This is a genomic window from Streptomyces sp. NBC_01445 (genome assembly GCF_035918235.1).
Classification (GTDB): domain Bacteria; phylum Actinomycetota; class Actinomycetes; order Streptomycetales; family Streptomycetaceae; genus Streptomyces.
Map to the genome: position 1 here is coordinate 2,179,946 of NZ_CP109485.1, position 23,163 is coordinate 2,203,108.

The following is a 23,163-nucleotide window of genomic DNA, read 5'->3' on the forward strand; positions in this document are numbered from 1 at the left end:
TCTGACCGCCTCCCCGCGTGCCGCTCCGTTCTTATCCGGCTGCCCAGTCGGCGGTAGTGCGGTGGCCGGCTTGTTCGGCCACCGCACCGTCGTGGACGGCGACGAGCTGCCGGAACCGCAGCTCTGCGAGAGGCGCGAGCCCGTCGTATAGGGACACAAACAGCGACCGCGCCGTTGTCCGGGGCCAGTCGGGGGAAAGCAGTTCGTCCGGTAGGTCCGGGTCGATTCCCGGAAAAGTACGCCAGACGTCCAAGACCTGGAGCCGGCCGGCCAGGGCGGCGCTCGGGCTCACTTCTCCCGCCGTCAGCCGTACCGCCAGTTCCTGGTGGTCGGCGACGAAGGTCCGGTAAGCCGCGGCGACGTCGCCCAGGTTCCACGCCGCCAGCGGCAGGGTCTCTCCTGCCTCCTCGGCCCTGAAGATCGTCAGGTTGTCCACTCCTGCGGCCCGGAAGATCGGCTCGAGGGCCGCCGGATCGGCGTGCGCCGAAACCCACAGCCCGTCGAACAGCGGCGCGAACCCGAGCCACCTCAGATAGCTGCGTACCCGGTGACGGACGTGGCGCTGCTGTTCCGGAATGCTGAAGGCAGCCAGCGTCCACAGGCCGTCCCAGTCCGGCTGCAACGAGCCGAAACGCACGATGCTCGCGGTCTTGTGCCGGGTGTCCTCGCTGCCGATCGCGCTCAGCCGCAAGTAGGACTGGCGCCCCGACCGCTCGGTCTCCAGCACTCCTCGCTTGACGAGCCGGTTCGCGGTCGCGCGTGCGCTCGTCTCGCTGATACCGAACTCCGCCAGCAGGGTGATGACCGTACTCATCGACAGAGCCGCCGGGGCGTCCAGCCAGTGCTCGCCCAGCAACGTGGTCAGCAGCCGTTGCGGAGACGCCCCGGCCTGCTGGCGTGGGAGGACGGACCCCTCCTGTGCGCGGCGCAGCACAAGCGCCTCGATCGACGGGTTCTTCTCCGGCATCACTCCAGCTTAGTACCCCGCTCCTCGCGGCCTGGCGACGGTGGAGACAGGCCTGATGGCGGGCCAGCAGACCGGAGGGAGGAGCCCCGGGCTGGTCGTCGTCCCGCCCGCGGCGGGCCCCGCTCGCACTGACCAACGCGGAGATCGACGCCGACCAGGCGTGGCGGATGATCTCCGCGAGACGATCACCGCGGCCGCCGGCCTGAGCGCACCCTCACCAGCTCACGCGAGCCCCGTGACCTGCAACTTCAGGATGGAAACTTCCCATCGAGCCTCAGGGAACCGCGAGTAGGCCTTCGCCGTCGGTGGAGATGTCGCGCAGGAGCCGGTCCAGGTGCACGCGCACAACGCTGACGAGGTCGAACGCCCTCCCGCTCGCCAGCTACTGAAGCCGGATGCCCGCGTCGACCGCGGAACACTCGCGGGCCACAATGGGCGCGTGGGGCCGCCCCCGAAGCGCACTCACTGTGCGCAGGCTGACGTGTGAGGGTGCCTTCACGGATGCGCATGTTCGGCCGAGATTTGGGCGAGCTCCACCCCAAGCAGGTCACCGAGGTGGGTGACGTGGGACGTTCTTGATCGGTCCAACGAGTTGTGGCAGCTGACGTTGCCGCTGCGGACGGAGGAGCAGTACCGCTGCAGCGCGCCCGCGTCCGAACGATCGTTCTGCTCGCCGAGCTCTGCGCCTGTGGATTGCTCGACCTGTCTGCTGCGATGGGGACTCGCCCGGCCCCGGCTGCTACGTCAGCGCCTCGGCCAGGCGGTCGATGCCGAATCCACTGATCAGTAGGCGTTCTTTACGGTTACTGGTGAGCAGTTGGCTCCATTGAACGAAGCCGCCGTCGCCGACTTCCAAATGCCGGCCTCCGACGATGGTGTAGATCTTGAAGCAGATGCCGGTGTAGTAGCCGCGTCCGGAGGTCCGGTCGGGGTCCTCACATACCTCGACTCCTGGCAGCCCTGCGAGTTCGTGGCGCACCCGCTCGAGGGTCGGACCAGTCGCGTCCTCCAGAAAGGTCAGTCTGATCTGTGTGTCCTGTGCCCCGACGTCGGCCATGACCCGGGCGGCGAACCGTAGGTGCTCGGCCAAGTGCCGGTGCTCAAAGAGTCGGTTGCCGGTGTCTCGGCCGGCGGTCACCAGACCGAAGATCTGGAAGTGGGCGAGCATCCCTGGACCGTTGAAGCTCTGGGCGCGAGCCACTCGCTGGCTGGCCGCCAGCCGGACCGGCGCGTTCGAACGCGGATCGGCGGCCAGGGCCAAGGAGCGCCGGTGCGATGCCTCTAGCGCCAGTGCGTTCGTCGGATCGGCAGCCACCTCGCTGCCCCGAACAGTCGCGATCACCTTGCGCGGATCGACGGTCGCCACGGCCGAATGCGCGGCCAGCGGCACGACCGGGGCGAGCACGAGGACCTCGAAGCCGTCGGGCAACGCCGACAGCAACGCGTCCTCGGTGCGGCGCAGTGCGGTGAAGTCGCCTGGCGCTGGAGCCACGAACCGATCGCTGCGATAGCGCCGCATCACCTCGGCCGGCGAGAGCCGGTCTGCCCGGCGCCGGAACACCTCCAGCAGCAGCGTGGTCAGATCCGCACCCGACAAGCTGCTGGCCAGCAGTTCCAACAGTTCCGGGTTGCCGGCCCGTGCCAGAACCCGACGCAAGGCCGGGTTGACCGGGATGTCTCCGGTGAGGTCATCGCGCGTCATGAACATCGAGTATCACGGTTCAAATATCAGCTGGACCAGCGAGTTTCTGACACTGCGACCATCATTCCCGCCGCGGGCTCAGGGCGCTCGACCAGGATGCCTTCGAAGCGCGCCTGCGCAGGCCGGTGGTACGAGGTGGGCGAGCTTGCGACTGACACGCAGATCGCAGACCTGCCTCTCAAGCTCCGATGGGGTTCGCCGGGGTGTGGTGTAGGGGCTGCTGGGCCGGTCGTAGAGGCCGCTTTCGCCCTCGGCTTGCCAGCGGCGGAACCATTTGTAGGCGGTGGGACGGGAGATGCCCATCTCCGCTGCGACGTGCGCGACCGGTCGGCCGGAACAGACGCGTTCGACCAGGATCCGCCTGCCGTGCAGGGTCAGTCGGGCGTTACGGTGGGACGTCAAGGCCTCCGTGTGGTGCGGTCCTAGACAGCTCCACCACATCGGAGGGCTTCGTCATGTTCAAGTCCCACCCGCGGTAACAACGCCCATGCTCAATACATCTGGTGCCGTATCAGGCAACGTTCGCCCTCTAGTGAGGTCCTGCCTGTCGAGTAGTGAGGTCCTGCCTGTCGAGGGCTTCGGACGCTGGCGATAATCGACCGATGAGCGCCCTCGATCGCCCCATGCCGCCCCTGAACGCCGACGAGCGCACGACGCTTGAAAGCTGGCTCGACTTTCATCGCATCACGCTCGCCATGAAGTGCGAGGATCTGGACGATGAGCAGGCCGCCGTCGCGTCCGTGCCGCCGTCTGGCTTCACTCTGATCGGCCTCGTTCAGCATATGGCGGAAGTGGAGCGGAACTGGTTCCGTCGCGTGTTCGCCGGAGAACAGGCCCCGCCCATCTACGACCTGCAGGCCGACCCGGATGGCCCCGACGGCGGCTTCGACGTGGCTGCGGGCGCCGCCCTGAGTGACGCCCTCGCCACCTGGCACACGGAGATCGCCCGCGCCCGCGAGCACTGCGCCGACCGCGCTCTGACCGATACGGGCCGCTTCATGGAGCAGGACGTCAACCTCCGCTGGATCTACGTCCACATGATCGAGGAGTACGCCCGCCACAACGGCCACGCCGACCTGGTCCGGGAACGCATCGACGGCACCACCGGCGCATAGCGCCGGATCAGGCAGCGTTGGCCCTGTCGACGACGGCGCGTAGGCGCTGGTCGTCGGCGTGGCGGTTTCGCCAGATGATGTAGCGGCGGATCATGCTGCCCTGCTCTTTGTGGTCGGCGTGGTCGGTCCGTCGAGGGTGAAGTAGCGCAGGGCGGTGAACTGGGCTTCGATGCGGTTGAGCCAGGAGCTGTTGGTGGGGGTGTACGCGATCTCGACCTTGTTCGCCGCGGCCCAAATGCCGACCCGCTGGCACTTTTTCGTGGTCAGGTGCGGGGAGAAGTTATCGCATCAGCGGACTCCGGTCTGTCTTGTTGTTCCACACCGCCCGCGTTCGATCTGCTCAGGTGACAGCCCTGTCCCGGGACAGGTCCTCTGCGCTGCTCATCGACTCGGGCTGGCTCCGTTCAACAGCGCCGCGATGCGCTCGGCTGTCTTCTGGCCTGCATGCTGCTTGATCAGACCCTCCTTAGCGATCGCCCGCACGTGCAGGGCAGTGGTCCGCTCGCCACTGCGAGTCGCATCGACCGTGACTACCACCGGGTTCATGTTGAGGGCTCCACCTCCGGTGAGCACGCGGAAGGTCACTCGATCCGTTCCTGCTTCTTCCAGCTCCGGGCTCGCACCAGGGGACAGCTCAACAAGCACCGTGCGGACGCGTTCAAGAGCAAGATCAAAACCCAGCTGCAGTTCGCGGTCGAACTCACTGATGTCATTCTTGAGGAGCCGGGAGGCGATCTTCCCGCCGCGGTTGATGCGGCCGAGGGCTTCCGCCAAGAGCTTGTCCTCTGGCTGCTGCATCCGGTATCCCCTTCTGAACTGCACATTCGAAACGGTTCCGCCAAGACTGCGCTACCACACCGGTGTTTTCAACGGCCACGGTCAGTTACCGCGCCTGTCCAACGCTTGCGAAGCGCCGTCGGGTTTCCCCGCACACGAGTTCAAAATCACCTACTTAGAGCCATGAACACGTGCTCGGCGTGTCCATGCAGTGCCGCAACGAGCACCTCGCCCTGGGCTGATGTGCATTCCATGACCAAGAAGCGGCGATTGAGACGTGTGCTCTCCCTTAGCCCCGGTTCCCGTACACGTGCCACTTCCAGATCGGGAGGCAACATCAACGGGTTCTTATGACGCGGACGAGGCTCCCAGGACCAGACCCCGGACTCGATCACGAAGTGCCCGTATGTCCATCTGGGGGCTTGAGGGTCTTTCAGGACACAGACGACCTTGATGCGCCGTCCATCGATGAGGTGACTGGTGATCTTGCGTTGCTGCTTGTTGAGGTGCCAGGCAGCAAGCCCTGCACCACCGGCGAACATTCCGACGATCACCGGAATCTGATCCATGTGCGCATTGAAGCAGGGCCGAGGGCACTGAAGGATCCATTTTGCGCATCCCGTATGCCACCGCCGACCAGCTCGCCGCGTGGACCGGAAACCCCGCACCGGCGGACGCCGACCGGCTGCTCGCTCGCGCGTCCGAGGACATCGACGACGCTCTGTTGACAGCCCTCTACTGCGTCGATGAAGCGGGCATGCCGACTGACCCCGACGTCGTCCAGGCCCTCGCCGACGCCACGTGCGCGCAGGCCGAGTACCACCCCACCGTCACCAAAGCCTGGGCCGACAACGGCCCGGGCCATCTGGGCGTTCATCCCCAGTGCCGCGATTGCCGTCACCCTCGCCCTGGCGCCCGCTTTCAGCACCATCGCCGGGTTCTCCTGGTTCGTCGGCGCGATCACCGGCGCAGTGCTGTACTCGCTGATCAGGGACCGCAATGTCCAGGGCCACGACGTGGACGGCGAGACCATCGCTGTCCGGGCCTCGTGAAGGGCTGAGGTACGTCGACGGACCGGCCGGACGCCCGCACGTGGACGCATCCCCAGCGTCCGAGCGATCTGCGTTGGCCCGCCCGTGGGCGGCGGGGAGCCGCCCACCGCCCGGCGCGTAGGGCTGGTCGGGGTGGGTGTTCGGTGGAGTAGCCGGCGGCTCAGGGACCGGTCTCGAACTTGGGCGGTTCGAGGCTCTTCAGACATGCGGTCTTCGGTGCGGCCGGGGTGTCGAAGAAGGAGACGGTGATCTCCTGGGCGCACTTCGAGGTGGCGAACACCACGTGCGGCTCGTACGGGACCGTGACGACCTTGGCCTTCAACGTACGGGCGACGTACGGTCCGTTGTCCGCCCCGGTCTGGGAGTCGAAGCTGCCCGACAGGGCGAGGGTGGGGATGTCGCCGCGGGTCACGTCCCGGATCGAGTGTGGTGCCGCGGGGACGTTCCAGACGTCGCAGTCCGGGCGGAGGAACGTGAGCTGAGGGGCTTGGGCCTGGACCGAGCGGGGGAAGGACGGGAACGCGTCCTGTCCGGCTCGGAGCGCCTCTTCCTTGCTCTCGTACGGCGTCCACTCGCTGCAGAAGACGCCGTAGACGAGACCGTGCGCAACCCTGTCCATGGCCTGGGGGCTCAGCTTGCCGCCGGCCCACTGCTGAGCGATCCGCTGGGGCTTGCCGTGCGCCAGCTCATCGAGGGCGATGGGTACTTGGGGCGCCACGTGGGTGGCGGAGGTCATCCAGTTCACCAGTGCCCCGCCGTCCAGTACGACCTTCACCGGCTTGTCGCTGCCGGGGAGCTTGACCGTGGTGGTGACCGGCTTGGCTTCGAGGTCGCGGACGAGCTTGTCGAAGGTGGCCGACAGGTGCGGGTAGCGCTTGTTGCACGCGGGCTGGTCCGCGCAGGCCTTGAACAGACCGTCGAAGCCCTGCCGGGCACTGCTCCAGGTCAGGGCCGACCCGCCCTTGGACGGCGGCAGTATGCCGTCGAGGCCCACCGAGCGGAGCCCGTCGGGGTGCAGGCGCATGTAGACGAGTGCCAGGTGGGTCCCGTAGGAGATGGCGTACAGGTTCCAGTGCTTGATGCCGAGCGCGGTGCGCAGGTCGTCGTAGTCGGCGGCGCTCTCGGGGTCGTTGTAGGCACTGAGGTCGATGCCACGGGCCGCCAGTTGGTCGTGGCAGGCCTTCGTGGCCTCGACGTGCAGGCGCTCGGTGGACGGCGCGTCGTAGACGAGGCCGACCGCTTGCGCGTTGAACCTGTCGATGTTGGGGCACAGGAGGTTCGGCTCGGCCGAGTACGTACCGCGCTGGGACATGAGGATCACGTCACGGTCGCGGTTCAGGCCGCCGTCGATCGCCATCTTCGCCTCCCCGACCGCGTCGTCCCCGGGTCCGCCCGCGAGCCACACGATGGGGTCGGGTTTCGGTGTGGCGGACTTGGCGGGCACGATCGCGACACCGAGTTTGATCGTTTTACCGGTCGACTTGGCGCGGTTCTCGGGCACGGTGAGGGATCCGCAGCGGGCCTCCTTGAGCGCCTCGACCGGTTCCGGCGTCTTGGGGCAGGGGCCCGGTTCGTAGCCGGCGTCGCCCACCGCGCGTGCGGCCGTGCCGACAGGCGCCTCGGGGCCGGCGCTGGCGCCGGTGCTGGACTGTGCCTGAGCAGGCGCTGCGAGCAGGCCGGTGACGAGGAGACCGGTTGCTATGCCGACCGACGTGGCCTGAAGTCGTCGTACGGGGCGTCGACGACGCAGCGCGTGGTGGAACGTCATCTGCCCTCCCAGTCATTTCGGGGTGATCGTGAACGGTTCGGGCTCGAGAGCGTCCACGCACGAGGTGTCGGGGGCGGTCGGGCGGGCGAAGAACGACGCCAGCACGCGCTGCGCGCAAGGCGACTGCGGGACCACCCAGTGCCCGATTCCGGGGACTTGTATGGCGGTCGAGCGGGACAGGTTGCGGGCCACGCCCTTCGCCCAACTCGCCCCGGTCTTCACGTCGAACGTGCCGGAGACGACGAGCGCCGGCACCGAGCTGACCGTGGCCACCCGCTGTACCTTCGCGCGGTCCGGAACGTTCCAGATCCCGCACGCCGGGTACTGGAAGGGCAGTTGCGGCACCTGGGCCAGTACCGTGTCCGGCCACCCGGGGAAGGCCTTGCGCCCCGCTTTCAGCACGTCGGATTCCGAGTAGCCCGGAGCCCACTCGCCGCACGCTATCGAGTTCGTCAGGCCGTGCGCGAAGGCGCCGGCCTTCTGGACCGAGCCGGCCGCGCGGGCCTGCGCGAAGCGCTTCGGATTTCCGCGGCTGAGTTCGTCGAGCGCCGCCGGGATGTCCTTGGGCCGGGGGGTTAAGGCGACGATCAGGTTCAGCAGAGCGCCCCCGTCGAGGACGACCTTGACCGGCTTTCCTCCGCTCGGCGGCGTGACGTTCAGAGTCAGGGGGTGAGCCTCCAGTTTGCGCACCTGCTCCGTCAGCAGGCGGGGGAGGTGCGGGTAGCGGTCCTTGCAGGCGGGCTGCGCCGCGCACGCCTTGAAGATGTTGTGGATTCCCTCAGCGGCGCTGCCCCATCCCCACGGCAGGGTCGTGACCTGGGGAGGTGTGATCGAGTCGATCGCCACCGCGCGGATTCCCTCGGGGTGCAGGCGCAGGTAGGTGAGGGCCAGATTGCTGCCGTAGGAGTACCCGTAGACGTTCCATCGGGGGATGTCCAGCGCCTTGCGCAGGTCGGCGAAGTCCGCGGCGTTCTCGGTGGTGTTGTAGGCGTTCAGGTCGACGCCGGCGGCCGTCAGGCGGCCCCGGCAGTCCTTCACCGCCTTCAGCATGAGTTGTTCCGCCCGCTGTGAGTCATATCCCAGGCCTACGGCCTGCGCGTTGAACCGGTCGACCTCAGGGCAGGCGAGGTTCGGCTTGTCGTAGAGGTTGCCGCGCTGGGCCATGACGATCAGCTCGCGGTCCTTGTTCAGGCCAGAGTCCATGAGGAAGGGAATGTCGTCGAACGTGTCGGCGCCGGGGCCGCCCGCCATGAACACGACCGGGTCCTCGGAGGGCTTCTCCGCAGCGGCCGGGATGACCGCCACGGCCAGCTTGATGGTCCGGCCGTCGGAGCGGGAGCGGTTCTCGGGGACCTCCAGGAAACCGCACTGTGCCTTGCTCAGCGCTTCGATGGGCTCGGGCGGCTTCGGACAGGCACCGGGCACGAACCTGGGGGCTGCCGGGCTGGGTTCTGCGGTCTGGGCAGCTGCTTTTGAGGCGCTGATCGGTGTGGTGCCGAATGCTGCCAAGCAGGCCAGAGCGGCCGCGGCAGTCACCGCGTGGATGCTGCGCTTTGGCATGTGATCCCGTTCCTCTGCCGACATCGGCGACGGCCACTGACGGGACCAGGCCGTAACGGTTTGGGCGGAACGCGCGTTTTCGACGGTACCGGGTGGCGCGTTCGGGTGCACGCGGAGCGCTCATAACCCGTAACGCCCGGCTCGTCCGACACGATGGGCCGCGCGCCGCATCACCCGGCCCGACCCGCACGAATCGCCGGACCGGCCCGCGTCGGCGCGAGGTCCGCTCCCGGTATCGGTCGACCGAGTCCGCTCGCCTTCCACCTCGTCACAGTCACCATGGCCCCACCGTCGGATCCTCAGCCGGCGGCCGGGTGGACGTGGAGGCCGTCGTGCGACGCGTCGACGCCACGGCCAACGAGCTGGTACCGCGCGTCTGGGGCACCCCGCGCGGGGCCCCTGGGCGAGGCGGAGGGTCGTGATGTGGGCGCCGGCGGCGTCCGTGCTCCTCGGGGCCTGGTACCTGACCACCCGCACCAAGGGCCTGGTCTGGCCCTCCCCCGCCCCCGGTCGGGCGCATCTTCCCCGATGGAAGCCGCCGCCGGGCCTGACTCGTCGGAGACCTAGGGAAGAGCCTCGCGTCGGCCCCTTCGCTACCGGCGCATCAGGCTGCCACATGCGCCGGGTCGTGCATCCGAGACCCCGTACCGGACACCGCTCCGGGCCGTCTACACTCACTTGGTAGCTACAAGCAATAAAATGTGAGTTGAACAGGGGGCGGGTAATGGACAAGGGGACGGTCCGTGACCGCGCAGCGGGGGAACATAGGACAACCGGGGACACCGGGGTCGCGAGTGCCGAGGAGGCCGGGGCAGGACTAGGGAGCCAGATCGTGCGCTTCACCCGGCTGGTCGCGGCGCGCAGGCACCAGACCAAGCTGGAGCAGGGCGCCGGTGAGCGCGTCCTGCTGGCCCGGCTCGTACGGGACGGGGAGCAGCGGGCCACCGATCTGGCCGCCGAGACCTTCCTCGACCTGTCGACGGTCAGCCGTCAGGTCCGCTCCATGGTGGAGCGCGGCCTGATCGAGCGGCGGCCCGACCCGGAAGACCGGCGCGGCACGCTGCTGCACGCGACCGAGTCCGGCAGGGCGGTGTACGAGAAGAACCGCCGGCAGCGCGACGCGCAGCTGGCAGAGCTCCTCGCCCCCTGGCCCCCCGAGGACCGGTATCAGCTGATCCGGCTGATGACACGCCTCAACGACGACCTGGTAGTGCATCAACAGAAACGCCACGGCGACGGGACTCAGCCCGAAGCCGGGGCGCAGCAGGGAGCAAGCAAGCATGAGTGAGGCCGTGTCGGCGCCGCGCCGAGACACCGCTAAGCACACGGAGGCGACACCCGCTTCCTCCGGCGGTGGCCTGAGCCACCGCCAGATCCTGACCATTCTGAGCGGTCTGATGCTGGGCATGTTCCTGGCCGCGCTCGACCAGACCATCGTCTCCACCTCGATCCGCACCATCGCGGACGACCTGCACGGCCTCAGCCAGCAGGCGTGGGCGACGACGGCGTACCTGATCACCTCGACGATCGCGACGCCGCTCTACGGCAAGCTGTCCGACCTGCACGGCCGCAAGCCCTACTTCCTCGGCGCGATCAGCGTCTTCATCCTCGGCTCGGCGGCGTGCACGTTCTCGACGTCGATGACCGAACTCGCCGCGTTCCGCGCCCTGCAGGGCATCGGTGCCGGCGGCCTGATGTCCCTCGCCCTCGCGATCATCGGCGACATCGTGCCGCCCCGCGAACGGGCCCGCTACCAGGGCTACATGCTCGCCACCTTCGCCACCTCCAGCGTCGCTGGGCCGCTCATCGGCGGCTTCCTCGCCGGTCAGGACAGCATCCTGGGCGTCGTCGGCTGGCGCTGGGTGTTCCTGGTGAACGTGCCGATCGGCATCATCGCGCTCTTCGTCGTCGCCAAGGTCCTCAACATCCCGCACACCCGCCGCGCCCGGCGGATCGACTGGTGGGGCGCATTCACCATCGCGCTCGGCGTCGTGCCGCTGCTCCTGGTGGCCGAGCAGGGCCGCGAGTGGGGCTGGGACTCGTCCAGGTCCCTTTCCTGCTACGGCATCGGCGTCGTCGGCATCATCTCCTGGATCCTCGTCGAGCGCCGGATGGGCGACGACGCGCTGATCCCGATGCGCCTGTTCCGCAACGCGATCTTCAGCAAGACCAGCCTGCTGTCCGTCCTCATCGGCGCGGGCATGTTCGGCGGAATGCTGATGATCCCGCAGTACCTGCAGATCGTGAAGGGCGCGAGCCCCACCAAGTCCGGTCTCGAGATGCTGCCGCTGATGCTCGGCATGATCATCGCGTCCATCGTCTCCGGCCAGATCACCGCGAAGACCGGCCGCTACAAGATCTTCCCGACCATCGGCACCGTCCTCATGGTCACGGCCCTGCTGCTCTTCCACTTCAAGGTCCAGTGGGACACTCCGCTGTGGCAGAGCATGATCTACATGCTCGTCTTCGGCCTCGGCCTCGGCGGCTGCATGCAGACCCTGGTGCTCGCCGTGCAGAACGCCGTGCCGCCACAGGACATGGGCGTGGCGACCGCATCGTCCACGTTCTTCCGACAGATGGGCGCCACCGCCGGTACGGCCATCTTCCTGTCGGTGCTGTTCTCCAACGTCGGCGACAAGATCTCCTCGGCGTTCAAGTCGGCCGCCGGGACGCACCAGTTCCAGTCCGCGCTGCACGACCCGGCGGTCCTGTCCGACCCGGCCAACAAGCCGGTCCTCGACATGCTGCAGCACCCCGGCGCGGGCGGCGGCAGCTCCGACGTACTGAGCGACTCGTCGTTCATCCAGCACCTGGACCCGCGCCTGGCCGAGCCCTTCAAGCAGGGCTTCGCCGACTCCATGCACGTGGTGTTCCTTATCGCGGCGGGCGTGATCGCGGTCGCGTTCCTCATGGTCCTGTGGACCAAGGAGGTCCCGCTGCGCAAGATGTCGGGCCTCGAGGCGAGGGCAGCGGAGGAGGGCGGCACCGCCTCGGATGCCGCCGCCGAGACGCCCGTGACGGCGATGGCTGACACCGCAGAGGCGGTGGAAGCGGCCCCGGTCGCCTCGCTCGCCACCGCCCTCGCGGACGAACCCGCCTCAGGTGTCCGCGGCCACATCCGCGACATCGCCGGATCGCCCGTCGCGGGCGCCGTGGTCACGCTGATCGACCTGCGCGGCAGCCAGCTCGGCCGTACGACGACGCAGGCGGACGGCCGTTACGCGATCGCCGCGCCCGCCGAGGGAACGTACGTCCTGATCGCCTCCGGCGGTGCCCGGCAGCCGCAGGCCACCACCATCACGGTGGCCGACGGCCTGGTCGACTTCGACCTGGTGCTCTCCGGCACGGCCGGCCTGACCGGCACGGTCCTGGCCAGCCCCGACGACCGGCCGCTGCCCGGCGCCCTGGTCACCGCGACCGACGTGCGCGGCGAGGTCGTCGCCTCCGCAGCGGCCGACCACACCGGCGAATTCGGCATCGCCGACCTGTCCCCCGGCAACTACACCCTCGTCGTCAGCGCCCCCGGACACCGTCCGGCGGCCCTGCCGGCCGAGGTCGCGGGCGGCGCCGCCAACCGCTACGAGATCCGCCTCGCCCCTGGCGCCCACGTCCATGGCACCGTCCGCAACCGCGCGGGCCACCCGGTCGACGACGCCCGGGTCACGCTCCTCGACGCGGCGGGCAACACGGTCGCCACGACGGTCACCGACGCGCACGGCGCCTACGCATTCAACGACCTGGACACCGGCCACTACACCGTGATCGCCAGCGGATACGCGCCCCAGGCCGTGCCGCTGCGGGTGAGCGGCGAGGGCGAGAAGGACGCGGACGTGAATCTGGGGCACTGACCGACACAGGTGCCCCTCAAGGCCTTGAAGAGCGTTTTGTCCTGGCAGGGGTGTTTGGTAAGTCCCGGCAGGCCAGAGGGATAGAGGCCGTGCGCGTGAGCGTGTCAGGATCCGCCAGACCCACCGGCTCCAGCGACAACGCCTCCTCGGCGGCCTGATCAACCAGTACCGGAGAACCGCCTGTCCTGAGGCCTCGCCGCAGCTCGCAGCACCGAATCGTATTTTCGAGCGGCACAGGGCATTTTCCGTTTGCCATCAGGGCGTCCCGGGAGGACGCCCTGATGGTTTTGCGTCCGGTGCTACCGCCGGCACCGGATTTGTGGCCATCAAACCTGGTCAGCCTGGGGAGGTCTGCTCAGCCTGCGATAGGCACGGACAACGACCATGTGATGCCCGTGGCGTCAACCTCCGCCGACCGGCTGGGCGGCCCAGAGCATCCGCACAACCGATCACGAAGCGTTGTCGACGGACTGTGCCTCGCCGGCGCTGCGTCAGTTCGGTGAACGGCGGCGCAGCGCGGAGTCGGTGAGCGAGGGCGGGGTGTAACCGCCGTCGCGGGCCGAGAGGTTGGAGCCGGGTGGGACGATCTCGTCGATCCGGTCGAGTACCTCCTGGCTCAGCCGGATCTTGTCCGCGCCCAGCTGGCTCTCCAGCTGTTCGAAGGTTCGCGGCCCGATGATCGCCGAGGTGATCGCGGGGTGTTCCAGGACGAAGGCCAGGGCCAGCTGTACGAGGGTGACGCCGGCTTCCTCGGCAAGCAGGGCGAGGGCCTCGGTGGCCTCCAGCTTGGCGGCGTTCTCCGGTGAGGTGATGTCGAAGCGGGCCACCTGGCGTTCGGCACGGCTGGACGTGGGCTGCCCGGCGCCCTTGCGGTAGCGCCCCGAGAGCCAGCCGCCCGCGAGGGGGCTCCAGGACAGCACGGCGAGACCGTAGCGCTGCGCAACGGGCAGGACCTCGCGTTCGATACCGCGCGCCAGTAGGGAGTACGGGGGCTGCTCGGCCACGACGCGTTCCCGGCCCCGACGCTCAGCGAGCCACTGGCCCTCGACGATGGAGGAGGGTTCGAAGGTGGAGGTGCCGATGTAGCGGACCTTGCCCTGCTGCACCAGGTGGGAGAGCGCGCCCAGCGTCTCGTCGAAGTCGGTGTCGGGCTCGGGGCGGTGCACCTGGTATAGGTCGATCCAGTCGGTGCCCAGCCGCCGCAGGCTGTTCTCCACCTCCTGGATGATCCAACGGCGGCTGTTTCCCTGTTCGTTGGGGTCGCTGCCGAGGCTTCCATGGAACTTGGTGGCGAGCACGACGTTGTCACGCCGCCCGCCGGACAGGGCCTTGCCGACGATGGTCTCGGACTCGCCCGCGGAGTACACGTCTGCGGTGTCGACGAAGTTGATGCCCGAGTCCAGGGCGTGGTGGATGATCCGGACGCTGTCGACATGGTCCGTGTTACCCCGTGCTCCGAACATCATTGTGCCCAGGCACAGCGGGCTCACCTTGACGCCGGTGCGTCCGAGATTGCGGTACTCCGTCATCGTGCGTTCTCCTTGACGAGTTCATTGATCTTCAGGCCTTCCACCGAGGCGGGGTGCCCGCCCTGCTGGAAGGCCTGCCACAGTTGGTGGTACGGGCCCCGCGCGGCGAGGAGTCCGGCATGGGTGCCGTCTTCCACGACGGCTCCCGCGTCGAGGACCACCACCCGGTCGGCGCGGGCGGCGGTGGTCAGGCGGTGGGCGACCACGATGGTCGTACGCCGACGGGCCAGGGCCTCGGTGGCCGCGGCGACCCTGCGTTCCGTGGCCAGGTCGAGCGAGGCGGTGGCCTCGTCGAGCAACAGAACGTCCGGGTCGACGAGTTCGGCCCGGGCGAGCGCCAGGAGCTGGCGTTGCCCGGCGGACAGATTGCGGCCCCGCTCCCCCACGGGCTGCAGGTAGCCCAGCGGCAGCTCCGCGACCATCTCGTGGGCACCGACGGCGCGGGCCGCGGCCTCCACCTCGGCGCGGGTCGCTTCCGGTCGCCCGTAGGCGATGGCGTCCCGGACGGTACCGCTGAACAGGTGCGGCTCCTGCGGCACCACCCCCAGCCTTCGGCGCAGACCGGTCAGGTCGAGGTCGCGCAGATCGTGGCCGTCCACCCGGACCGTGCCCGCTGTCGGGTCGTAGAACCGGGCGAGCAGCTTGACGACGGTCGACTTGCCCGCGCCGGTGGCACCGACCAGGGCAACGGTCTCGCCCGGTGTGATGCGCAGGCAGAGTCCGTGCAGTACTTCCCGGCCACGACCGCCCGGGTAGCCGAAGGACACTCCGTCGAACTCGATCTCCCCGCGCAACTTCTTCACCGGCAGGGGGTGTTCAGCGGGTGGGGTGCCTGCCGGGGTCTGCATCAGCGCCCGTAGCCTGCCGAGGCCGACGACGGCCTGCTGGTAGCCGTCGAACACCTGGGAGAGCTGCTGGATCGGCGAGAAGAACAGCTCGACGTAGAGCAGGAAGGCGATCAGGGTGCCCCCGCTCAGCTCTCCCGAGCGGACGTGACCGGCTCCGACGACCAGCACGGCCGCGGTCGACAGGGTGCCCAGGAACTCCACGAACGGGAAGAACGTGCCCATGTAGCGCTGGGCGCGCAGCCGTGAGTCCCTGAAGGCCCAGGCCAGTCGGGCGAAGTCGCGGGCGTTGCGCTGCTCGCGGCGGAAGGCCTGGGTGACGCGGATGGCGGTGACGTTCTCCTGGAGGCAGGCGTTGACGGCGCTGATTCGTTCCCTGGCCTCCCGGTAGGCGGGCACCGAGTAGTGCTGGAAGAGGGCGGTGGCGCCGGCCAGGAGGGGCAGGACGGCGAGCAGGACCGCGGCGAGGCCCGCGTCGATGATCAGCAGGGTGAGAAGGACACCGAGGATGGTCAGCAGGCTGACGACGGCGGTGATCAGTCCGGTCTGCAGGAAGTTCGACAGGGCGTCCACATCGGTGGTCATCCGGGTCATGATGCGGCCGCCGAGCTCGCGCTCGTAGTAGTCGAGGCCGAGGCGCTGGAGTTGCGCGAAGGTCTTCACGCGCAGGGTGTACAGCAGCCGTTCACCGGTGCGTCCCGTCGTGCGGACTTGGGCCACTCCGGTCAGCCAGTTCCCGGCGACGACGAGACCGGCTGCCGCGGCTGCGGCCAACAGAGTGTCTCCGGCGTGCCGGGCGACGCCGTGGTCCACTCCGTGGCGTACGAGGACGGGCACCGCGATCTGCGCGACCGCGTCCAGGGCGACCAGGAGCAGGCCGAGGAGAAGCGGGAGACGGAACGGCCGTAGCAGGGTGCCGAGGTGGAAGGCCGGGTCGGCGGCCACGGCCTGCTCGGTGGGCACCCTCGGGTCGGCCGCGGGCAGCGGGAGCCGGGCGAGAGCGGCGATCAGCTCGGGGCTGGGTGGCGCGGAGCTGAGCACTCCGCCACCGGGTCCACCTCGTCCGGGGCCCGAGGTGGCCGCCGCCTCGGCCAGGGCCTGGGCGGCCCGGACCGCTGCGCCTTCGTCGGTGTCGCGGCCGAAGTGAGCGGGCCGCTGCCACAGGTGGGAGGTGACTTCGCCGGGCGGTGGTGCGGCGCGTGCCGCTTCCGCCGCCTCGGCCGCATCCGTCGCCGCACCGGTCGAGAGCAGGTTGCGGAACAGGGCCGACCGGTCAAGGAGTTCGTCCAGCGTGCCGGTGTCCGTGATCCTTCCGCCGTCCAGGACGGCGATCCGGTCGGCGAGCTCCAGGGTCGATCTGCGGTGCGCGACGATGAGGGTGGTGCGGCGGCGGGTCGCCTCTCGCAGCCTGGTGTGGATCTCGGCTTCCACTCGGGCGTCGATGGCCGATGTGGCGTCGTCGAGGACGAGCACGGCGGGGTCGCCGATCAGGGCTCGGGCGAGTGCCAGCCGCTGCCGCTGACCGCCGGAGAGCGTGAGGCCCTGTTCGCCGACGACGGTGTCGTACCCGTCGGGCATTTGTTCGATGAACTCGTCGGCCCTGGCGATCGCGGCGGCGGCCCGTATCTGCTCTTCGGTGGCGTTGGGGACGCCGTAGGCGATGTTCGCCCGCACCGTGTCCGAGAGCAGCAGGCTCTCTTCGAAGACGAGGCCGATTCGGGAACGCAGCGAGTCCAGAGTGAGGTCGCGTACGTCGACGCCTCCCACCCGTACCGAACCGGATGGCACGTCGTAGAAGCGGGGCAGCAGAGCCGCGGCGGTCGACTTCCCGGAGCCGGCCGGACCGATCAGGGCGACCGTCTCGCCGGGGCGCACATCGAGGGTGAAGCTGTGCAGAAGCGGTTCGCCATCCCCGTATCCGAAGGTGACGTTCTGCCAGGACAGTGCCGCAGGGCGGTCGGGCAGTTCCTGCGCGCCTGGCGCGTCGGTGATCAGCGGGGCCTCGTCGACGACCTCCAGGACTCGTTCGGCCCCGGCCCGGGCCTGTTGCCAGACGGTGAGCAGGGTCGCCACCTGGCGTACGGGCGTGACGAAGGAGCCGAGATAGGTGGTGAAGGCAAGGAAGGTGCCCAGCGAGATCCGGCCGTGCAGGGCCATCCAGCCGCCGAGGGCCAGTACGGCGACCTGGCCGAGGGCGGGGACCGCTTGGAGGGCCGGGTTGTAGCGGCTGGTGAAGCGGACGACCCGCAGCCGGGAGGTGAACAGCCGGCGGGCGCGTTCCTCAAGGCCGGTCAGTTCCCGCGCCTCCTGGCCGAATCCCTTCACCACGCGGACGCCGGTCACGGTCGCCTCGACCCTCGAGGCGACCTCGGCGGCCTCCATCTGGGCGTGCCAGTTGGCGGGGAAGAGGTCGCGGCGGCTGCGCAGGGCGATCAGCCAGAGCACCGGGCCGACGATCAGCGCCACCACGGTCAGCGGTGGGGACAGCAACGCCATGAAGGCCAGAGAGAAGAGGAACATCAGGGCGTTGCCTGTGAGGTTGGGCAGGAACTGCAGCAGGGTCTGGATCAGTGTGATGTCGGAGATGGACCGGCTCACCACCTGCCCGGTGCGCAGATCGTCCTGCTGTGCGCCGCCGAGGCGCAGCAGAGCCGCGAAGGCGTCGTTGCGGAGGTCGTACTGCACACCGAGGGAGAGCCTGCCGGAGCGGTAGCGGCGGGTGGAAGCCGCCGCGAAGCGGACTGCGCCGAGTCCGGCGAGCAGGATGGTCCAGGGGGCGAGTGAAGCGGTGGTGCCCGCCGCCACCCCGTCCACCACATGGCGCAGGACGAGGGGCAGTGTGGCGGTGGCGACGGCAGCCACGGCGGCGGCGCCGAAGGCGAGCAGGAGGTCGGCGCGGTGGCGCAGGCAGTACCCCAGCAGCCGCCGGGCCCACCGGGCCGACGGCTGCTGGGGCGTACTGGTTTCCTGGGATGGACAGTCCGTCACCGGGCCGCCGCCAGGGCGATGCCGGTGTGCCCCTCGCCGGCGTCGACGGTGTCGAACAGCCGGTTGGCGGGGCGTGGGAGTCCGTAGTGCTCACGCAGTGTGGAGCCGGTGTATTCGGTACGGAACAGGCCCCGTTCCTGGAGGATCGGCACCACCCGGTCCACGAAGACCTCCAGGCCGGACGGGAGCACGGCGGGCATGATGTTGAAGCCGTCCGCCGCACCGCTGTCGTACCAGTGCTCGATGGTGTCCGCGACCTGCTCCGCCGTACCGGCGAAGGTGCGGTGGCCGCGGCCGCCGCCGAGCCGCCCGATGAGCTGACGCACGGTCAGACGCTCGCGCCTTGCGAGCTCCACGATGAGTGTGTAGCGGCTCTTGGCGCCCTCGATCTCCTCCTCGGTGGGAATGTTGTCGGGGAGTTCCGCATCGAGGTCCAGATCGTCGGGGGCGATCTTCAACCGCTGGGCGAGCTGGCGCTTTGCGTACTCGGGGACGATCAGCCGGTCGAGCTCGGCGTCCAGCTCCAGCGCCTGCGCCTCGGTGTCGCCGATGACGGGGACAATGCCGGGGAGGATCTTGATGCTGTCCGGGTTGCGGCCGAGTGTCTGTGCGCGCTGCTTGACGTCCTTGTAGAAGGTGATGCCCTCCTCCAGGGTCTGCTGCGCGGTGAACACTGCTTCGGCGTACCGGGCGGCGAAGTCCTTGCCGTCCTCACTGGAACCTGCCTGGACGAGCAACGGGTAGCCCTGTGGCGGACGTTGTACGTTCAGGGGTCCGTCGACCCGGAAGAACTCGCCGGTGTGGTCGATGCGACGGACCCGCTCGGCCAGGGCATGTACGCCGCTTTCCTTGTCGGCGATCACCGCGTCGTCCGCCCAGCTGTCCCAGAGCTTGGTGGAGACCTCGACGAACTCCCCGGCCCGCCGGTAGCGGTCCGCGTGCAGGGGCGTGTCGTCGAGGCCGAAGTTTCGGGCCGCGTCGGCGCCCGCGGTGGTGACGATGTTCCAGCCGGCCCGGCCGCCCGAGACATGGTCCAGCGAGGCGAACCGGCGGGCCAGGTTGTACGGCTCGTTGTAGCTGGTGGAGGCGGTGGCGATGAGGCCGATGTGCCGGGTGGCCCCCGCCAGCGCGGTGAGCAGGACGGTGGGCTCCAGCTTGGCCGCCGGCCGTCGGCCGGGGTCCCCCATCAGGACGGGGCTGTCGGCCAGGAACAGCGAGTCCAGCTTGCCGCGTTCGGCGATCCGGGCCAGGTTTTTGTAGTGCTCGATGTCCGAGTTCGCCTCTGCCGGACTCTCGGGGAGCCGCCAGGAGGCCTCGTGGTGACCGGTGGACATCAGGAACGCGTTCAGGTGCAGCGGCTTGCGGCCGGACTCGCGTCCGGTGTGCGGCCTGCTCTCGGCTTCCGCCTGCGCTTCCGTCCGGTCTTCTGTTATGCGTGCCATGGGGCGTCGTCTCCTCAAGAGGTGGTGGGCTCGTGCTGTGCCACACCGAGGGCGGCGAGCAGCGTGTCGCGGTATTCCTGGAAGCGGGGTTCGCGCGGGGACCGCGGGGTGGGCAGGTCGACGGCGAGGTCCACGGAGATGCGGCCGTCGTCCAGGACCAGCACCCGGTCGGCGAGTTCCACGGCCTCGTCGACGTCATGGGTGACCAGCAGCACGGCGGGGCGGTGTCGCTCGTACAGCTCGCGCAGCAGTCCGTGCATCTTGATCCGTGTGAGGGCGTCCAGGGCGCCGAACGGCTCGTCGGCCAGGAGCAGTTCGGGATCGCGGACCAGGGCGCGGGCGAGCGCGGCGCGCTGCTGTTCACCACCGGACAGTTCATGCGGCCAGGAGCGCTCGCGGCCCTCAAGGCCGACTTCGGCCAGGGCTGTCAGACCGCGCTCTTGGGACCCGGGACCGCGCAGGCCCAGGACGACGTTGTCCAGGACCCGGAGCCAGGGCAGCAGCCTGGAGTCCTGGAAGGAGAGCGAGACCCGCTCGGGGACGATGAGTTCGCCGGAGCCTTCCACCGTATGGTCGAGGCGGGCGACGGCCCGCAGCAGCGTGGACTTGCCCGAGCCGCTGCGGCCGAGGAGTGCCGTGAACTCGCCCGGTGCCAGGGTGAGATCGAGTTCCTTCAGTACGATCCGGTCTCCGAACTTCCGTACCAGGCCGGTCGTCCGTACCGCGGGCCGGTCTCCGCCGTGGTCCTCGCTCCCCGATCCGGTCGCGGGCCGGATCTCGGTCAGCCCGCCAGAGTGCGTCGCCATGACAGGACCCTCCTCTCGATCGCGCGTACCGCCGCGTCCGAGGCGAAGCCGAAGATCCCGTAGGCCACCAGCCCCACGATGATCACGTCGGACTGGGCGTACTGCTGGGCCTGGAACATCATGTAGCCGATGCCCTGGGTGGCGTTGATCTGCTCGACCACGATCAGGCCGAGCCAGGACGCTGTGACGCCGAGGCGCAGGCCGACGAAGAAGCCCGGCAGCGAGCCCGGGACGACGACCTTGCGGATGAACTGCCATCGGCTCAGGTCGAGTCCCTCGGCAAGTTCCACATACCTGCTGTCGATGCCGGTCAGCGAAGCGTAGGTGTTGATGTACATGTTCACCGCGACGCCGAGCGCGATCACGGTGACCTTCATCTGCTCGCCGATGCCCAGCCAGAGGATGAGCAGCGGGAGCATCGCCAGGGACGGAATGGCCCGCTTGACCTGGAGCGTGCCGTCGAGGAGGTACTCCCCCGTGCGGTTCAGCCCGGCCGCCACGGCCAGGATCACCCCTGCTGCCACACCGAAGAACAGGCCGAGCCCGGCGCGCTGCAGCGAGACGAGCACGTTGTCCTGGAGCCGGCCGGTGGAGACCAGGTCCGCCGCGGTGGACAGCACGGTCCCGGGTCCGGACAGGATGCGGGGGTCGAGATAGCCGAAGGCCGAGGCCGCCCACCACACGGCGATCAGCAGTGCCGGGCCGATCAGCCGGCCGAAGGGCACGGACCGGCCTGGGCCCAGTCGTCTGCGGGTACCACGGGCGGCTTTCGGGACCGTGCCTTTTGCCGGCTTGAGACGACTCGTCGCTTCGGCGGTCGTTGCCACCGGGCTCTCCAGCCGTGCGTTCGACAGCATCTCCGTCATGACGCCACCCGGTACGTGGCCGGTACGGCCTTCGGCGCCAGCCCCTCGAAGCGGCGGTCGAACAGCTCGGAGGCGTCCTGCTTGGGCACGAAACCGCCATCGGCCAGCAGGTCGGCGGTCTCCTGCTCCCACTCGATCGCCTTGTCCCAGCTCACCGGGAACTGCGGCTTGCGGAGGGAGGCGACGATGCGCTTGCCGTCCTCCTTGGAGACGCCCTGGTCCTTCACGTAGTACGTGTCGATCCATTCGTCGGTGTTCTCCCACGCCCACACCAGTCCGCGGGACCACAGCGGGATGAAGTTGCGGACGGCCGCGACCTTCGCCGGGTCGTCGAGCACCTCGGTCGGCGCCCACAGCACGGTCAGCAGGTCCACGACATCGGCCTTCACACCGCGGGCGCCGTCCTTGCCGTACTGGCCGAGGTACTTGGTGAGAGTCGGCTCGCCGAGTGGGGCCACATCGACCTGCTTGGACTGCAGAGCGGTCAGGAACTGGGTGCTGGGCAGTGCGACCAGCTCGACCTCGCTGTTGCGCAGCCCTGCCTTCTTCAGGGCCCGCAGTACGACGACACCCTGCGCCTGGCCCTGGGAGAAGCCGATCTTCTTGCCGCGAAAGTCCTCGACCGTCCTGATGTCGGAACCCGCGGCGGTGGCAAAGACGTAGGAGGGGTTTTTCCGCACCTGTACCGCGACGATCTTCGCATCGACACCGATGGCGTGGGCCTGGATCGGCGGAATTCCGGCGTTGGTCGCCAGATCGATGGAATGCGCACGGAATCCCTGGATGACGTCGGGGCCGGCGCTCAGATTGGGCCACTGCGAGACAGTGAACTTCAATTCCTTGTTCAGCCCGGCAGGTCCCAGCTGAAGTTGTGTGGAATGGACCGCGATCGACAGCTTGGTACCGGGCGGCGGTGACCCCGTAGGCAACCTTCCGGCAGGTTTCGCCTCGGCGGCAGTTCTGGCCTGCGGAGCGCAGGCGGCGAGGCTGAGTATCGTCCCGCCGGCGAGGGCCATGAATGACCTGCGCCCGACGGATGTGTGCGCGAAATTACGTGACATGGCAGATTCCTGATCGATGGGCGGCTGAAGGGAATGCTCAGACGGCGAGGTAGGAACCGTCGTGGAACAGGAGTGGGCTGCGCCCCTCGTCGAGCCAGGAGTCCACGACCCGGGCGATGACGATCCGGTGGTCGCCCGCCGGGACGAGCTGCTCGATGTCAAGCCGCATCCAGCCGGCAACACCGTCGAGGACCGGCTCACCCTGCGGCAGTCGCCGCCAGTTGGTCGGCGCCGCGAACCGGTCGATGCCGCTGGTGGCGAACGTGGTGGCCAGTGCCTGCTGGTCGGCGCCGAGGAAATTGACCACGGCGGTGGCGGACCGCTCGACATGAGGCCAGGAGGAAGTGGTGGTCCCGATGGCGAAGGAGACCAGCGGCGGATCGAGCGACAAAGAGGTGAGTGAGGTGGCGGTGAAGCCGACCGGCCCCAGGCCGGCGTCCGCGGTGACGACGACGACACCGGCGGGATACCTGCGAAATGCCTGTTTGAACCGCCCCGGCGCAATGCCCGTAGCGGTGGATGTCGCGGAATGCGAAGACACGGCGACAGTCAACTTCTCTCCCGAGATGGAATGTCGAAAAAAAGGAATCGGCACGCGAACGGAAAAGCCAGAGCGGGCAGGCCGAGGAGACGAGACGTGCAGGCGCAGAGAGGTACGTAGAGAGGTACGCACTACGATGCGGAGCACCCGTGTAAATCAGTCGCTGTTTATCGGCGGCCCGGACAGAGGCGGCAACAGGAACGCCGGGCGAAGAGGCCGACCGGCACAGCCGCCCAGCAGCGGCATGCCACTGAGGGCAGGCGCTGGGGAATCCGCTGTCGGCCGGTCATGAATCC

Annotated in this window: 18 protein-coding genes and 1 pseudogene; 4 read left to right on the forward strand and 15 right to left on the reverse strand. The window is 68.8% G+C overall.

Going from position 1 to position 23,163, the window contains the following annotated elements; genetic code table 11:
* Positions 1-31 precede the first annotated feature (31 nt).
* From OG574_RS10240 to OG574_RS10250, 3 genes are all read right to left on the reverse strand, one after another.
* Positions 32-967 (reverse strand): PaaX family transcriptional regulator, encoded by a 936-nt coding sequence (locus tag OG574_RS10240; RefSeq protein ID WP_326772900.1) that lies wholly within the window; start codon positions 965-967, stop codon positions 32-34.
* A gap of 739 nt (positions 968-1,706) precedes the next feature.
* Positions 1,707-2,669 (reverse strand): hypothetical protein, encoded by a 963-nt coding sequence (locus OG574_RS10245; RefSeq protein ID WP_326772901.1) that lies wholly within the window; start codon positions 2,667-2,669, stop codon positions 1,707-1,709.
* A 78-nt stretch (positions 2,670-2,747) separates the two neighbouring features.
* A complete protein-coding gene (locus tag OG574_RS10250; RefSeq protein WP_326772902.1) occupies positions 2,748-3,110 on the reverse strand; it encodes a helix-turn-helix domain-containing protein in 363 nt (120 codons plus the stop codon).
* 161 nt (positions 3,111-3,271) lie between these two features.
* Here OG574_RS10250 and OG574_RS10255 point away from each other — a divergent pair, with 161 nt between their 5' ends.
* Positions 3,272-3,784: a DinB family protein gene (locus tag OG574_RS10255; RefSeq protein ID WP_326772903.1), complete on the forward strand. Its 513-nt coding sequence runs from the start codon at positions 3,272-3,274 to the stop codon at positions 3,782-3,784.
* A gap of 7 nt (positions 3,785-3,791) precedes the next feature.
* Here OG574_RS10255 and OG574_RS10260 read toward each other — a convergent pair.
* The 3 genes and pseudogenes from OG574_RS10260 to OG574_RS10270 all read right to left on the reverse strand — a co-directional run.
* Positions 3,792-4,072 (reverse strand): annotated as a pseudogene (locus OG574_RS10260) (IS630 family transposase); the annotation flags it as partial.
* A 93-nt stretch (positions 4,073-4,165) separates the two neighbouring features.
* Positions 4,166-4,582: a hypothetical protein gene (locus OG574_RS10265; RefSeq protein WP_326772904.1), complete on the reverse strand. Its 417-nt coding sequence runs from the start codon at positions 4,580-4,582 to the stop codon at positions 4,166-4,168.
* 146 nt (positions 4,583-4,728) lie between these two features.
* The gene (locus OG574_RS10270; RefSeq protein ID WP_326772905.1) at positions 4,729-5,130 is read right to left on the reverse strand and encodes a hypothetical protein; all 402 of its coding nucleotides are present in this window, start codon (positions 5,128-5,130) and stop codon (positions 4,729-4,731) included.
* A 177-nt stretch (positions 5,131-5,307) separates the two neighbouring features.
* Here OG574_RS10270 and OG574_RS10275 point away from each other — a divergent pair, with 177 nt between their 5' ends.
* Positions 5,308-5,613: a hypothetical protein gene (locus OG574_RS10275; protein ID WP_326772906.1), complete on the forward strand. Its 306-nt coding sequence runs from the start codon at positions 5,308-5,310 to the stop codon at positions 5,611-5,613.
* Between the two features lie 160 nt (positions 5,614-5,773).
* Here the strand turns inward: OG574_RS10275 and OG574_RS10280 are convergent, their stop codons facing one another.
* On the reverse strand, positions 5,774-7,381 hold the full coding sequence (locus OG574_RS10280; protein WP_326772907.1) for an alpha/beta fold hydrolase: 1,608 nt from the start codon (positions 7,379-7,381) through the stop codon (positions 5,774-5,776).
* A 12-nt stretch (positions 7,382-7,393) separates the two neighbouring features.
* The gene (locus OG574_RS10285; RefSeq protein ID WP_326772908.1) at positions 7,394-8,941 is read right to left on the reverse strand and encodes an alpha/beta fold hydrolase; all 1,548 of its coding nucleotides are present in this window, start codon (positions 8,939-8,941) and stop codon (positions 7,394-7,396) included.
* Positions 8,942-9,773: 832 nt separating this feature from the next.
* Between OG574_RS10285 and OG574_RS10290 the strand changes: the two genes are divergently transcribed.
* The gene (locus OG574_RS10290) at positions 9,774-10,229 is read left to right on the forward strand and encodes a MarR family winged helix-turn-helix transcriptional regulator (protein ID WP_326772909.1); all 456 of its coding nucleotides are present in this window, start codon (positions 9,774-9,776) and stop codon (positions 10,227-10,229) included.
* Positions 10,222-12,789, forward strand: coding sequence for an MFS transporter (locus OG574_RS10295; RefSeq protein WP_326772910.1), 2,568 nt, complete (start codon positions 10,222-10,224; stop codon positions 12,787-12,789). The genes OG574_RS10290 and OG574_RS10295 overlap by 8 nt, the downstream gene beginning before the upstream one ends.
* 491 nt (positions 12,790-13,280) lie before the next feature.
* Here the strand turns inward: OG574_RS10295 and OG574_RS10300 are convergent, their stop codons facing one another.
* The 7 genes from OG574_RS10300 to OG574_RS10330 are packed head-to-tail and all read right to left on the reverse strand — an operon-like array spanning position 13,281 to position 22,879.
* A complete protein-coding gene (locus tag OG574_RS10300; RefSeq protein ID WP_326772911.1) occupies positions 13,281-14,318 on the reverse strand; it encodes an aldo/keto reductase in 1,038 nt (345 codons plus the stop codon).
* Positions 14,315-18,151 (reverse strand): ABC transporter ATP-binding protein, encoded by a 3,837-nt coding sequence (locus OG574_RS10305; protein WP_326772912.1) that lies wholly within the window; start codon positions 18,149-18,151, stop codon positions 14,315-14,317. The genes OG574_RS10300 and OG574_RS10305 overlap by 4 nt, the downstream gene beginning before the upstream one ends.
* Positions 18,148-19,593, reverse strand: a complete 1,446-nt coding sequence (locus tag OG574_RS10310; protein WP_326772913.1) for an LLM class flavin-dependent oxidoreductase — start codon at positions 19,591-19,593, stop codon at positions 18,148-18,150. Before OG574_RS10310 ends, OG574_RS10305 begins: the two co-directional genes overlap by 4 nt.
* Before the next feature lie 14 nt (positions 19,594-19,607).
* The gene (locus OG574_RS10315; RefSeq protein ID WP_326772914.1) at positions 19,608-20,399 is read right to left on the reverse strand and encodes an ABC transporter ATP-binding protein; all 792 of its coding nucleotides are present in this window, start codon (positions 20,397-20,399) and stop codon (positions 19,608-19,610) included.
* Positions 20,375-21,265: an ABC transporter permease gene (locus OG574_RS10320; protein WP_326772915.1), complete on the reverse strand. Its 891-nt coding sequence runs from the start codon at positions 21,263-21,265 to the stop codon at positions 20,375-20,377. The genes OG574_RS10315 and OG574_RS10320 overlap by 25 nt, the downstream gene beginning before the upstream one ends.
* The gene (locus OG574_RS10325; protein WP_326772916.1) at positions 21,262-22,326 is read right to left on the reverse strand and encodes an ABC transporter substrate-binding protein; all 1,065 of its coding nucleotides are present in this window, start codon (positions 22,324-22,326) and stop codon (positions 21,262-21,264) included. Before OG574_RS10325 ends, OG574_RS10320 begins: the two co-directional genes overlap by 4 nt.
* Positions 22,327-22,363: 37 nt before the next feature.
* Positions 22,364-22,879 carry a flavin reductase family protein gene (locus OG574_RS10330; protein ID WP_442816804.1) on the reverse strand — a complete coding sequence of 172 codons (516 nt, stop codon included), beginning with the start codon at positions 22,877-22,879 and terminating at the stop codon, positions 22,364-22,366.
* Between the last annotated feature and the right edge of the window lie 284 nt (positions 22,880-23,163).